Origin of the sequence: Microbulbifer donghaiensis (assembly GCF_900129095.1) — a bacterium.
GTDB classification, from domain to species: domain Bacteria; phylum Pseudomonadota; class Gammaproteobacteria; order Pseudomonadales; family Cellvibrionaceae; genus Microbulbifer; species Microbulbifer donghaiensis.
This window is the reverse complement of record NZ_FQVA01000001.1, coordinates 772,870-786,464: the sequence shown is the minus strand read 5'-3', so window position 1 is coordinate 786,464 and position 13,595 is coordinate 772,870. Positions and strand designations below refer to the sequence as shown.

At 59.6% G+C, this 13,595-nt stretch carries 8 protein-coding genes; all 8 read left to right on the top strand.

Annotated features, from left to right (window positions below; genetic code table 11):
- Positions 1–114 precede the first annotated feature (114 nt).
- The gene (locus BUC36_RS03265) at positions 115–1,479 is read left to right on the top strand and encodes a Type 1 glutamine amidotransferase-like domain-containing protein (protein WP_073271394.1); all 1,365 of its coding nucleotides are present in this window, start codon (positions 115–117) and stop codon (positions 1,477–1,479) included.
- 617 nt (positions 1,480–2,096) lie between these two features.
- The gene (locus BUC36_RS03260; RefSeq protein WP_073271390.1) at positions 2,097–4,901 is read left to right on the top strand and encodes a TonB-dependent receptor plug domain-containing protein; all 2,805 of its coding nucleotides are present in this window, start codon (positions 2,097–2,099) and stop codon (positions 4,899–4,901) included.
- A 98-nt stretch (positions 4,902–4,999) separates the two neighbouring features.
- Positions 5,000–6,517 carry a putative basic amino acid antiporter YfcC gene (gene yfcC, locus BUC36_RS03255; protein WP_073274503.1) on the top strand — a complete coding sequence of 506 codons (1,518 nt, stop codon included), beginning with the start codon at positions 5,000–5,002 and terminating at the stop codon, positions 6,515–6,517.
- 16 nt (positions 6,518–6,533) lie between these two features.
- Entirely contained in the window at positions 6,534–7,712 is a 1,179-nt protein-coding gene (iadA, locus tag BUC36_RS03250) for a beta-aspartyl-peptidase (RefSeq protein WP_073271388.1), read from the top strand.
- Positions 7,709–8,647, top strand: a complete 939-nt coding sequence (locus tag BUC36_RS03245) for a GlxA family transcriptional regulator (RefSeq protein WP_084535550.1) — start codon at positions 7,709–7,711, stop codon at positions 8,645–8,647. Before iadA ends, BUC36_RS03245 begins: the two co-directional genes overlap by 4 nt.
- A gap of 2 nt (positions 8,648–8,649) precedes the next feature.
- Complete coding sequence (locus BUC36_RS03240; protein ID WP_073271384.1) at positions 8,650–9,948, top strand: cyanophycinase; 1,299 nt, start codon at positions 8,650–8,652, stop codon at positions 9,946–9,948.
- Positions 9,949–10,624: 676 nt separating this feature from the next.
- Positions 10,625–11,974 carry an aspartate aminotransferase family protein gene (locus tag BUC36_RS03235; protein ID WP_073274501.1) on the top strand — a complete coding sequence of 450 codons (1,350 nt, stop codon included), beginning with the start codon at positions 10,625–10,627 and terminating at the stop codon, positions 11,972–11,974.
- A gap of 81 nt (positions 11,975–12,055) precedes the next feature.
- Positions 12,056–13,441: a glutamine synthetase family protein gene (locus BUC36_RS03230; RefSeq protein WP_073271381.1), complete on the top strand. Its 1,386-nt coding sequence runs from the start codon at positions 12,056–12,058 to the stop codon at positions 13,439–13,441.
- Positions 13,442–13,595 lie beyond the last annotated feature (154 nt).

Here is a 13,595-nt window from a genome sequence, read left to right as displayed (position 1 = left end):
TTTTCCCCTTCGTTGTCTGGCGGCGATTCAATTAACCGCCGCCGCGTTACTCTTTGATGACATAACAATAACTGGCCGTCGTCCAGGGCGGCCGCCCCCATCAAGGAGTGTTTCATGTTCACTAGAATCGCCCTGGTATTTTCCTGTCTTCTGGTAGGGCATTCTACGTTTGCCTGTATCTCCGAGGAATCCGAATCCAATGATTCAGAACCCGATGCCGATGGCCCGGTCTGTTCTGGCCAGTTAGTGGATGGTGCTATCGGCAGTCGCCGCGACCAGGATTGGTATTACTTCAACATCGAACAGCCCGCCACCCTGGACATCAGTCTGGATCATCACGGTGGCGACGACTTCGACTGGTATCTGTACGACTCCTCGCGGCAACTGTATAGCGCGGAAAGCGGCAGGGTGCCCGAGCGCGCTTCCGTCAGTGTCGAGGGGACGGGGTTCTACACGCTAAAAATAATCCGCTATCGGGGCCAGGGTTGGTACAGCCTCGATGTACGCGGTATCCCCGGCGGCGGTTCTGGCGGTCTGTGCAATCTGGGCGCGCGGCCGGCGAAGCCCGGCGGGCTTACCCGTTACCTGACTGGCAGCGAAGCGGATATCTGTGTGGAGCAGGGCGAGGGTGGCCTGCTGGTCATGGGCGGGGGCAGCGATGTGGATGCGGCTTTTACCCGCAGGGTCAAGCCACTGCTTGCTGGCGGTGATGTGGTGGTACTGCGCACCTCCGGCAGCGATGGTTACAACGACTATTTGCAACAGTTGCTGGGTGCAGATTCGGTGGAGACGCTGATCGTCGACCGGCGGCAATACGCGGACGACGATTACGTCGCCTGGGCGGTGCGGTCGGCGGAATTTGTGTGGATCGCCGGCGGGGACCAGTCCGAGTACCTGAACCAGTGGCAGGGCACGCTGCTGCAGCAGGCGCTAGACGAGGTTCTGGCTCGAGGAGGTGTGCTCGGTGGTACTTCTGCCGGCGCCGCGGTGCAGTCCGAGCATATCTATGATCCGGATGGCGTGCTGGGTATCTATTCCTCCGAGGCGGTCACCGATCTGTGTCACGAATACATCAATATTTCCACGGGTTTTCTCAGTACGCCCGCCATGCAGAACCTGATCATTGATACGCATTTTGCCGAGCGGGATCGCATGGGGCGGCTGATGGTCTTCATGGCCGGCCTGCCGCCAGGTATTCGCGGTATCGGTGTGGATGAGGCGACGTCGATTTTCTTCTCGACAGACGGCGGCGGAATCGTGGATGGCAGCGGTCATGTCTATGTGCTCGCCGAGGATGGGGCGACGTCGCGCTCCCAGGCAAGCTGTGGTGAGCCGGTCATCTATGAAGATGTGCTGCGCTACCAATTGTCCGAGTATGAGCAGTTCAATATCTTCACTGGCGCGACCAGTGTAGTGCCGAAGCGCATCGGCATCGATGGGCGAAATGGCAGCTTCTACATTAATCAACCCTACCAGTAATGGGGAAGTCACAGGCGGGCGGCGAGTGGGCCGGGTTCAGTATCCCCGGTTCGCGGCTGGATGCAGAACAGGGTTTCACTCGGGATGCTGACGCGGAGTCACAGGTTCCGCTGGCTGTGCCGCAGATCATTTGGTATTGGCCGTCGTTTTCCATCGACTCCTGCGCGATGCGATGAAAGGCTTTACAGCATTTTTTCAGCGTGATAAAAATTGCGTGAAGTTTGCTAAGAAGAATTTTAACCAGCCAACTGAAAGCGCTATGAACTCAAGCAAAATGACTACTATTGCTATCGAGCGCTGCTCCGCCAACTACCACCTCAGTGAGTGGTTTGACGAGTAGCTTCCTTCTCTCGGCGTAGCCGGGGCTTAACGGTATCGAGCGCTGCTCAGTAATGAGCAATATTCGATAGCCGCTGAGTGAATTGGAAAGGAAGCTATAAGTCGGAATCTCCCCGCACTTATTTCCTCTGCAATATTCCACGGGATTGGTATGTCTAGAGTCTGCTGATCTGTGTGGCATTGCCCGGCCGTCGTGTGTCCGTTTACCCGAGATGTGTCTGTAATTACTGATTACCAACTTGCCAGGGTCCGACACCCGGAAAGCAAAGGGAAATACAATGAATAAAAGAACCCATCTGTACCAGGCGATTCGTCTCGCTATTGGCTGCTCATTAGTGTGCAGTGCCGCTGTGGCTCAGAGTGCGCAGGGGCCGGAGGAGGCTATTGAACAGGTCGTGGTCACCGGTACCCACATCAAGGGGCTGGATACCGAGGGCGCGGTGCAGGTCGTGCAAATCGGCCGTGAAGATATCGAAGCATCTGGCGCGACGTCACCGATCGAAATCCTGCAGCAGCTGACCCAGACTGGCGGCGGCAGTGGGACCTTTTCCACGGCGACTGGCGGGCCGCTGTCGAGCGACACACCAGTAGGCGCTGCAGGTGTGTCTCTGCGGGGGCTCGGGGCCTCGGCGACCCTGGTCCTGGTAAACGGGCGACGGGTGTCCGTGAGTTCCTTTGCCAAGGGGCAGGAGTCGTTTGTCGACGTCAATGCGATTCCGTTGGCGGCCATCGAGCGGGTGGAAGTTCTACCCAGCGGTGCCGCGGCCACCTACGGCGCCGACGCGGTGGCCGGGGTCGTTAACTTCGTGCTGCGCGAGGATTTCGAGGGCAGCGAAATCTCCATCTCCCACGGAAACTCAACTGCCGGTAGCGATGAGGGCAAGTACAACCTGAACTGGGTATGGGGCCATAAGGGTGAGCGCAGCCGAACGATGCTGGTAGCCGACTTTTTTACCCGTAATGCACTCTACGACCGGGACCGAGATATTTCGGCGAACTCAGTGCGTCCCAGCCAGCAGGGTATTTACCCAAGTTTCAACGATCTGTTCGCGATGTACTACGACCAGACCGAAGTGGCGTTCGACGGCGGCTGTCCGGATGACCAGTTCGGTTTTGGCAGTTTCGGCGAGTATTGTGAATTCAACACCAACGCCTATGTCGCTACCCAGGACGAGTATGAAAGTGCGAGTCTGGTGGGGACGTTCAGTTACCAGCTGACGGATAACGTGGAGTGGTTCAACACCGCGATGGTGCAGATGAACCAGTCCCGCGGCACTAGCGCCCCGGCCAATTTCAGTCGCGCGCCTTTTGATCCGGAGAGCCCTCTGTGGCCGGAAGCGCTGCAGGCGGATATCGTCGAAGAGGGGGCTTTCAGCGAGGATTATCCCACCGATTCTTTCAGTGATTTCTACGGCTATCCGATCTACGCCTGGGGTAAATTCCCGGATCCCCGCGCGGTGGAAGTCGAGAGCGAGTCCGTGCGTCTGGTGACAGGTCTGCGCGGCGCTCTCTCCGGCTGGGACTGGGAGCTGGCTGCCAATATCGGACGCAGTGAATCGGAGCAGCGCGGTCTGTCCGGCCTGTACCGTTCGGAAACTTTCTATAACGCCAGTATGGGCAACCTGTGTGCCGATGGCACTCTGGTCAATCGCTGGGAGCTGGATCTGGCGCGTCCGGATGCGGATTATGTCGGGGAGACCTGTGAATCCATCGGCCAGACTACCGCTTGGTACAACCCCTTCGGTGGCCAGGCAGATCAGCTGGAAGTCGTCGATCAGTATGTGCGCACCGATGCGCGGCGCAACGGTGTGTCAGAGCTGATTGCAATCGACGGCAATATTTCCGGCAGCTGGATCGAGCTGCCCGCCGGCACCATCCAGGTGGCCGTCGGTGGCGAGTTCCGCCGTGAAACCGTACAGGACAGGCCGTCCGGCGATGCGATTTCCACGACTTTGAATCCGGAACCGATTCTGGGCTTCAGCTCCACCTCTGCCGACGCCGAGCGCGATCAGTGGGCAGTATGTATGGAGCAGATGGTTCCGCTCGCTTCCAACACCGAGCTGCAGCTGGCGTTGCGCTACGATCACTACGACAGCTTCGGCGGCGATGCCAACCCGAAGGTCGCGCTGCGCCACGCCTTCAACGACGCGATTATTTTTCGTAGTAACTGGTCCACCTCATTCCGCGCCCCGTCCCTGGCCCAGGTGGGTGCCGGCACTCTGCTGAGCAGTTACACCGTTGATTGTTCCGTGACGCCGGCCGCTTGTGACGGTCTTGCCGACGAAGATGGCGAAGCGCTGCTGTCCGAAGAGGTGGGCAACGACGGCCTGAAGCCGGAAACCGCAACTACCTGGGGTGTCGGCTTCCTGCTCAAACCGACTGACGATACCGAGATATCCATCGACTACTGGAATATCGAGCACGAAAACCTGATTGGTGTCGAGGAGGACGACTTTATCCTGCGGGCGCTGGCGGGGGAGTTCCCGGTAGTGGCTGAGGGCGAATTGGCAACCGGGATGCCTGGGCTGGAGATGGCCGGAGGGTTCGTCGTTGATGCGCATTTCCAGCTGACCAACCTCGGCTGGCAGAAAACCAGCGGCGTGGATATGGCGTTTACACAGTATTTCGATACCGAAAACTGGGGTCGTTTCCGCTTTACGCTGGATGGCACCTATCTGGAGAAATTTGACAAGCTGCCGTCGGCGGCCCTGGGTGTTGTCAGTGAAGCCGGTGAGTACACTTACCCGCGCTGGCTGGCCAACAGTTCCCTGCGCTGGAGTTACCAGAACTGGTCTGCAACCCTGGGTGCCAGGTACACCCACAGCTATATGGACGATCCGAGCCCGCGGGTTCTGGAAGCCGTAGGTTTGCCGGGCGACTCGCTAGTCGAGGTGGATCCATGGACAGTGTTTGACCTGAGTGTAAGTCGCGACTTCGATAATGGCAGCTGGCTCAGCTTCCGCGTCGATAACCTGCTGGATGAGGAGCCGCCGTTGGTACTGGGTACGAGTGCCAACGTCGATCACTTCAACCACAACTCCATGGGGCGCTTCATGACTCTCCGTTACGGCCATGCATTCTGATGCGGTAGCGTCAGGATGGTATCCGCCGGGGCTTTCCGCCCCGGTGGATGTCGCGAACGATTGCGAAGGCGATAAAAACTAATATGGGTGAATCTTCCATGCAATCCTCTACTCCCAACGCCGACCCGCGGGACGCCGGCGGTGTCGCCGCTGAACCCAAATGGGTGATGCCGGACACCTACCTGATCCTGCTGTGTGTGGCCATCTGCGCTTTTGCACTCAACTTCCTGATTCCCGCCGGCAGCTTCGACACCATCGTCAATACGGTCAACGACGTAGAACGCAGTGTGATTGACCCGACCACCTACCGGCAGGTAGCGGAGGCACCCCGGGGTATGGCGCTGTTTGCCGAGGGTGGGGAGATCGGTTTGCTCAACTTCCCTTTTGAGGGGATGGTGTCCGGTACAAAGTGGGGAGCTTCCATCGGCGTTTTTGCCTTTATCCTGCTGACCGGCGGTGCCTTTGGTTTGATCTTCGCCAGCGGCTCGATAGAGCGCGGCCTTTTTCAGGTGATCGCCCGCAACCGACGGGCAGGCTCGCTCTACCTGGTTATCCTGTGCTGCCTGTTTTCCATCGGCGGAGCAGTCTTCGGCATGGGGGAGGAGGTAATTCCCTTTACCTTGCTCTTGGTGCCGCTATTGGTATCTATGGGTTACGACAGCATTACCGCGTTGCTGGTCACCTACGTCGCCACTCAGGTTGGCTTTGCCACTTCCTGGATGAATCCTTTTGGGGTCAGTATTGCCCAGGGAATTGCCGAAGTACCGTTAATGTCCGGCAGCGGCCCGCGTATGCTGCTGTGGCTTATCAGCACCGGGTTCCTCACTGTTTTCACGGTCTCCTACGCGCGTCGAGTCCAGCGCAGACCGCAAGTCTCACTCGCTTATATGTCGGATGGCGTATTTCGTGAGAGGCGCATGCCGGTTGATTCATTGCAGACCATGGTGCGTGGCGACGGATGGGTATTGCTGCTGTTCGCCGCTGGCATTGGCTGGATGATCTGGGGCGTCGTGCAACGCAATTATTTCCTGCCGGAAATCGCCACGCAGTTTTTTACCATGGGTGTCGTCATTGCCGTAGTCGCGATCCTGTTCGGCCTCAACGGTTTAACCGCTAACAAAGCTGCCGCTGCGTTCAAGGAAGGTGCTCAACAACTGTTGCCGGCGGCGATGGTGGTGGCTTTTGCCAAGGGCATAGTGCTGTTGCTCGGCGGCGACGACCCCAGCGACGCCAGCATTCTGAATACTATTCTGCACTGGGCTGGAGAGTCTTTTTCCGGTGTCTCCGGTGTTGTGTCAGCCTGGTTTATGCTGGCGTTCCAGACCGTCTTCAATTTCTTCGTAACTTCCGGCTCCGGGCAGGCCGCGCTGACGATGCCCATCATGGCACCGCTGGCAGATGTGGTCGGCGTCTCCCGTCAGACCGCGGTTTTGGCTTTTCAGCTGGGGGACGGCCTCACCAACATCATTGTACCCACCTCTGCCGCACTGATGGGGTGCCTGGGTGCCGCGCGACTCGACTGGGGCGTTTGGGTGAGATTTGTATTGCCGTTACAGGCCGGACTCTTTTTGATTGCCTCGACGGCAGTGGTCATTGCCGCCTTTACCAATTTCTGAGTTGTAATTGCTTTCTATGTCGAAAATTATCCTGATAAAAAACGCCCATGTCTTTGCGCCGCGGGATTTCGGTATCTGCGATGTACTGGTGGCGGGTGACAAGATAGCCCGAATCGACCACGGGCTGGATCTGCCAGCGGATATTGGCGATACCGTCGATGCAGACGGCGCCTGGTTACTACCGGGATTGGTGGATTCTCTGGCGCATATCAGTGGTGGGGGCGGTGAAGGTGGTTTTGCTTCGCGTACCCCGGAGCTGGATTCCCGCGAGGCAATTGCCTCCGCTGTCACGACGCTAGTCGGTGTGCTCGGCACCGACGCCACCACGCGGACGTTGAACGAACTCTACGGCAAGGCCAGGGCGCTGGACGCACAGGGGCTCAGTTGTTACATGCACAGCGGTTCCTACCAGTTTCCGGTAAATACGCTGACCGGCAGTGTACGCACCGACATCATGCTGGTCGACAATATCATCGGTGTTGGCGAGCTGGCCATTTCCGATCATCGCTCTTCCCAGCCCTCAATCCATGAGCTGGTGCGAGTCGCTTCCGATGCGCGGGTTGCGGGACTTCTTAGCGGCAAGAGTGGAGTGGTCAGTATTCACGTGGGTGCCTGCAAGGGGCGACTGCAGCCGCTGTTTGACGCGGTGGCGGCGTCCGATATTCCCATCAGTCAGTTCTACCCGACTCATATCAATCGCAATGACGCCCTGTTGGAACACGGCGTGGCATTTGCCCGCGCCGGCGGATATATAGATTTTACCACGTCGACAACGCCGGAAATCCTCGCCACTGGCGAGCTGCGCGCGAGTGCTGCACTGAAGGCGGCACTGGAAGCCGGCGTGCCTGCGGAACGCATTACGTTCTCTTCGGACGCCCAGGGTTCCATGACGAATTTCTGCGAGAAGGGCAGGTTGCAGGATATCGAAGTGGGCTCGGTATCCAGTTTGTTCGGCGAGTTCAAGCGGGCCGTCAGTGTGGAAAATATCGACTTCGTCAAGGCGTTACAGGCGGTCACCGCCAATCCCGCCAGCGTACTCGGGTTGCGGCAGAAGGGCCGCATCGCAGCCGGGATGGACGCCGATCTTGCCGTAGTGGACCCGCAGAGCTTTGTTATTCGCCACGTCATGGCGCGGGGAGAATGGCGATTTTTTGACGGTGGACTTCGCTATGCGGGGGCGTTTGCCGGGTCATGAGCCAGAGACCCGCGGACTCAGTTGTCATCCTGTTGCTGCCTGGCTTTTCCGTGGCCAGTCTGGGAGTACTGAGCGAGCGGTTTACCGCAGACAGGGGGAGAGCTCCGCTGATTTGTAGTTTCTATGACGAAGCAGTTCCCGCAGAACATGGCGTGCAGGTTCGGGCGCAGATGCTGCCGCGGCAGGTGGAACCGACAGACCGCACCCTGGTCGTCTGTGGCGGGCGCCAGGGATCGCCACTCGAGCCGAGTCAGCGCGCTCTGTTGCAACGTATCGGCGTACGTAGCGGGCAACTGATCGGCATTGGCAGCGGCGTAATCGCGCTCGCGCAAGCCGGGCTACTGGGGGGACACCACTGCAGTGCGCCGGCGGAACTAGGCGCGGAGCTGCAACGGCTGGAACCGCAGCTCCTGCCCAGTCCGTCGCAATTTACTGGCGATGGCCGGATCTGGACCTGTTGTAACGAAGCGGCGTTGGGGGTAATGCTGAATGCATTGTTCTCTTACCGTTGCGAAAATGGTCGTGCCGGTGGTGGCAGGTCGCGCGGTGAAGTAGAGGACTGCTCGATACTGTTGGATGCGCAGATACTGATGCGGAACAATCTCACAGAGCCGCTGACCACCGCGGAGATAGCTTTTTACCTCGGCGTGACCAGCAAAAAGCTCGAACGAATCTTCCGCCGTTTCGCCGGGCAGTTGCCGGCACGTTTCTATATCGATTTGCGCCTGTCTGCAGCCAGGCAATTGCTGCATCACAGCAACTGCAGTATTGAAGAGATCGGCAACCGCTGTGGCTTCAGTTCCGCATCACATTTCAGCCGCGCTTTTCGCAATCACTTTGGCCGCCCTCCGCGTGCCGAGCGTCAGCGATTCACGGCCGTGCCGGAAGCTGTCCCGGCATCCGGACCAACAAACATTAATCTATTGGCAGGTTAACAATGCACATTGGTATTGCCGGGCTTGGCCGGGCTCTCTTTGGTGTTCTGATTGCTCTGGCAGCGAGCCAGCTACAGGCGGCGGAGCGAGGAAAATTGATGATCGTCGGCGGGGCATTGCGCAGTGACAATGCGGCTGTGTATCGCGGGTTTATAGCGTCGATACCTGCGGCGCTCCCCGATGTAGCTATAGTGCCAGCCGCTTCGGGCCGGCCAGCGTACTACGCCGAAGCGTTTCGGCAAGACCTGCAGCGGTACGGCTTTACAGGCAAGGTGCACATTTTACCGGTGGCGGTGAAGGACGATCCGGATACCTCTGTCGATGAGAGTCGCTGGTCCCGCGGTGCGTACGACCGCATTCAGGCAGAGCGACTGGCAAAGGTTGGCGGTATCTGGTTTGTCGGTGGCGACCAGACGCGTGTCACCGACACATTTTTGCGCCCCGATGGCAAGGATACGCCGATGTTGGCGGCAATCCGCCGGCAACTGGAGCGGGGGGCGATTGTAGGCGGAACCAGTGCAGGTGCGGCAATCATGAGCCGCACCATGATCGCCGCCGGGGACTCCCTCTCCGCGTTGACGCAGCCTCAGTCTGGTGACTACGCGGGCATGCATTCGCAGGAGTCCGGCCGGTTGATGCTGAGCACAGGGCTCGGCTTCTTGCAAACCGGTATTGTCGACCAGCACTTCGATCGGAAGAGCCGTCTCGGTCGCCTTGTGCGGGCACTGGCGCCCCCGTTGCCGGAGGCGGAGCGACGCGGTTTCGGTATCGACGAAGACACCGCGATATTGGTCGATCGGGAGAGCGGCGACATGCAGGTGCTGGGGAGCGGCAATCTGGTCCTGGTGGACGCGCGCGGAGCGGATTTCGCGGGGGACGGCTCGCGCTTTGCGGTCGCTGATATACGATTGTCTGTGCTGAGTAACGGCGACAGCTACAACTGGAAAACAGAGGCCTTGCGGGCGGACGGGGGCGCAACCGTTGGAAACGAGGCGTTCGGTTACCGGCCGCAGCAGGGAGCAGGCATTGCGCTGCCGAACCAGCGCCTCGATCAGCTGCTGGGCTTTTCCCTGCTCGATAACCGCGAATCGCGCGAACTGCGCCGCTATGCCTTCGATGAGGCTGGCCAGGGCGTGCGCTTCCGCTTCGTACAGGCCGAAGACAGCCGCGGTTTCTGGCGTTACGGTTCGGGCACCAAGGACCAGTATTCGATCGGCGAAGTGCGCCTGTCGGTCGAGCCAGTGGCGGTATACGTCAAACCACAGGTGCACGTCGAGCCGCAGGTGCATGTCGAGCCGTAAAGCCGCGATGAGTGCGCGCCCGCGCGCTCGCTTCCCATCCGCTGCAGTGTCGATGCCGATCTGCCGGTACTGGCTCCGCGCCCGGGGCCATGGCACCTGCAGTGGTCGGCGGCCCCGCACTCAGGCGGTGCTGCCGCTATAGGAAATCTCATGGAGCTGCCGCGGTCATCCAGATGCCGGCCGGCTCCGCCAGCCCCATCGACTCTTGTCCGCTCACCTCCCGCTCCCCCCCAGTTCCGGTGCTATCCCGCCCTAGTCAGTCATCCCTCGACGGTGCGCCGCCGCGAGTGCGGCAGTAGGGCTCTACTGCGCTGTAGACCCGCAAGTCCCCCATGCCCGGGCGCCGTGGCCCAATCTGGGGGTGAAATAGGGCTCCTGACTATAGTGTTGTCGCTGTGGATCGATAGATCTTGCGCTCTCGCCACCGACACCTCTAAAATGTGATCACAAATTTGAGGGATACAAATTTGGGCGCCAAAAGGCGCCCGCGGGGTGAGCGCCAGGGATGGCGCGAATCACAAATTTGAGGGATACAAATTTGGGCGCCAAGAGGCGCCCGCAGGGTGAGCGCCAGGGACAGGCGAGTAACAGAATTTGGAGAGATTGGGCCCACGTCATGGGTGGCGCGCCGCACAGTGCGGTGGAGCGGATCTCATCTACAAGCCAGGAGCGATATATGAACAAGAGTCAACTGCAACAACACGACCGCGAGCACCTGCTGCATCCGTTTACCGATTTTCATGACCTGGGCAAACAGGGTACCCGGGTGATCACCAGCGCTGAAGGCGCCTACATCACCGACATTGACGGTCACAAGATGCTCGACGGCATGTCCGGTCTCTGGTGCTGCAACCTCGGTTACAGCCGCAAGGAGATCAGCGATGCGATCTATGAGCAGCTGAACACGTTGCCGTTCTACAACAGCTTCTTCCAGTGCACGACCATTCCTTCCATCGAACTGGCGGATGCGCTGGCGGAAGTGACCCCGGACGGTATGAACAATGTGTTCTTCACCGGTTCCGGCTCCGAGGCCAACGACACCAACCTGCGTATTATCCGCCGCTACTGGGACCTCAAAGAGCAGCCGGAAAAGCGCATCGTTATTTCCCGCAAGAACGCCTACCACGGCTCCACCATCGGCGGTGCCAGCCTCGGTGGCATGAGCGGCATGCACAAGCAGTTCCAGTCCCTGGACTACATCGAGCACATTCAGCAGCCTTACTGGTTCGGTGAAGGCGCTGATATGTCGCCGGAAGAATTCGGCGTTTACGCTGCGCGCAGCCTGGATGAAAAGATCCAGGAACTGGGCCCGGACAAGGTTGCGGCTTTTATCGCCGAGCCGATCCAGGGCGCCGGCGGCGTGATCATTCCGCCGGAGACCTACTGGCCGGAAGTCAAGAAGGTCCTCGATCAGTACGACATCCTGCTGGTAATGGATGAAGTGATCTTCGGCTTCGGCCGCACCGGTGCTTGGTTCGGTGCCGACTACTATGGCATGCAACCGGACCTGATGACCTTCGCCAAGGCGGTAACCAACGGATACTTCCCGCTGGGCGGCACCATGGTCAGTGATCGCGTGGCCGACGTCATCAAAGCCAAGGGCGGTGAATTCACCCACGGCTACACTTATTCCGCGCACCCGGCCGCCTGTATGGCGGGCCTGGCCACCATCAATATCCTGCGCAACGAGAAGATCATCGAGAACGTGCGCGATAACACCGGCCCTTATCTCGCCAAGCGCTGGGCGGAGCTGGCGGAACACCCGATTGTGGGTGAGGCCCGCAGCCTCGGCCTGGTGGGCGCCCTGGAGCTGGTGAAAGACAAAGGCAGCCGCACGCGCTTCGACGACAAGTGCACCGCCGGTGGTATCTGCCGCGATATGAGTATCAAGAACGGGCTGGTTATGCGCGCTACCGGCGACACTATGATCATCGCTCCGCCGCTGATCATTACCACCGAGCAGGTGGATGAGCTGGTCGAAAAGGCCCGTCGCGCTCTGGACGACACGGCCAAGGCATTGGCGTAATATCGCAGTCGCCGCACAGCGCGTGTGCGGGGGCGGCCGTTGGTCGCTCCCGCCATAAAACTAAAAACATTCAGGCAATTTATGTCTCAAGAAAATGAGTTTATTCCGCAGCCAGAACTTCTGGAGATATCGCGGAAGTTTCTGCACGAGCACCCCGATCTCAAGTGGATCGAGGGATTTTCGTTCGATATCAACGGCGTTCCCCGCGGCAAATGGCTGCCGGCGGAAGCGGCGGAGAAGCTGCTGAAAGGCAGCCTGCAGATGCCGCGCAGTGCCGCCAGCCTGGATATCTGGGGGCGGGACATTGTGGACAGTCCGCTGGTCTATGCCAGTGGTGACAGCGATGGTGTCTGCATCCCGGTTTCGCCGATTTGCCTGGCCCCCTGGCATCGCGAGGAAACTGCGCAACTGCATATGCAGCTGCACGAGCCGGACGGATCGCCTCTCTACGCCGATCCGCGTACCCAGCTTCAGCGTGTTGTCGCGCGGCTCAAGGAGTTGGGATACACGGCGGTATGCGCCACCGAGCTGGAATTCTATCTGCTGCGCGAAGACGCGGATCACCTGGCGCGCCCGCGCCCGGTCAGTGACAACGACTCCGAGCTGGTGCCGTCCACCGACGTCTACGACCTGTCGGAGCTGGATGCACAGCGGCACTTCTTTGCCGATGTGCGCGCCGCCTGTGAGGCGCAGGGCATCCCCGCGGACTCGGTCCTGTCCGAGTGTGCGCCGGGGCAGTTCGAAATCAACCTGCTGCACAGCGCGGATCCGGTCAAGGTTGCCGACCAGACCCTGTTGTTCAAGCGCTTGCTGAAAGGGGTGGCGCGCAGTCACGGTCTGCGTGTCAGCACCATGGCCAAGCCCTTTGGCGATCAGGCCGGCAACGGCATGCACGTACACTTGAGTCTGATTGACGAAAGTGGCCGGAACGTATTCGATGATGGCAGTGACGAGGGTTCGGACCTGCTGCGCTTCGCGGCCGCCGGCATGCTGGCTACTGCCAACGATGCGATGGCGCTGTTTGCTCCGCACAGCAATTCCTATCGCCGCTTCCAGGAAAGCTCGCATGCACCGCTCAACTTGTGCTGGGGGTACGACAACCGCACGACGACGTTGCGTATTCCGGCCAGTGACTCCGCGGCGCGCCGTATCGAGCACCGTATTGCCGGCGCGGATGTGAACCCCTACCTGGTGCTGGCAGCGATACTCGCCGGTGTCTGCCACGGTATCGAAAACAAGCTGGAGCCGCCGGCGCCGGTGGAAGGTGATGCCTACCAGGTGGAAAGCGAACAGTTGATCAATACCTGGAGTGGTGCGCTGGCGCGCTTCGAGCAAAGCCCGCTGTGGCAAGACTATCTGGATCCGCGTTTCGTCGCGCTCTTCTTGTTATTGAAGCGCCAGGAATTGGCGGAGATCGGTGCGCGGGTGACGGATGTGGAGTACCAGAGCTATCTGCACCGAGTGTGATGTCTGATTGTGAACGCTTCGGCGCCATTTGCTTCCACTCTTGGAAGCCTTTGGCGACAGGGGGAATAGCGTGGGGAAATCCTTTGCTATACCTAATCTAAGCGCGTGACGCGCTTGATACTCTCCTCCTGAAAGTGTGTTCGAGAAAACTGGC

What these genes read in the sequence shown, in the direction of transcription:
- BUC36_RS03265 (WP_073271394.1), top strand. Translation starts at nt 115, where the DNA reads ATGTTCACTAGAATCGCCCTGGTATTTTCCTGTCTTCTGGTAGGGCAT.
- BUC36_RS03235 (WP_073274501.1), top strand. Translation starts at nt 10,625, where the DNA reads ATGAACAAGAGTCAACTGCAACAACACGACCGCGAGCACCTGCTGCAT.
- iadA (WP_073271388.1), top strand. Translation starts at nt 6,534, where the DNA reads ATGTCGAAAATTATCCTGATAAAAAACGCCCATGTCTTTGCGCCGCGG.
- BUC36_RS03260 (WP_073271390.1), top strand. Translation starts at nt 2,097, where the DNA reads ATGAATAAAAGAACCCATCTGTACCAGGCGATTCGTCTCGCTATTGGC.
- BUC36_RS03240 (WP_073271384.1), top strand. Translation starts at nt 8,650, where the DNA reads ATGCACATTGGTATTGCCGGGCTTGGCCGGGCTCTCTTTGGTGTTCTG.
- BUC36_RS03245 (WP_084535550.1), top strand. Translation starts at nt 7,709, where the DNA reads ATGAGCCAGAGACCCGCGGACTCAGTTGTCATCCTGTTGCTGCCTGGC.
- BUC36_RS03230 (WP_073271381.1), top strand. Translation starts at nt 12,056, where the DNA reads ATGTCTCAAGAAAATGAGTTTATTCCGCAGCCAGAACTTCTGGAGATA.
- yfcC (WP_073274503.1), top strand. Translation starts at nt 5,000, where the DNA reads ATGCAATCCTCTACTCCCAACGCCGACCCGCGGGACGCCGGCGGTGTC.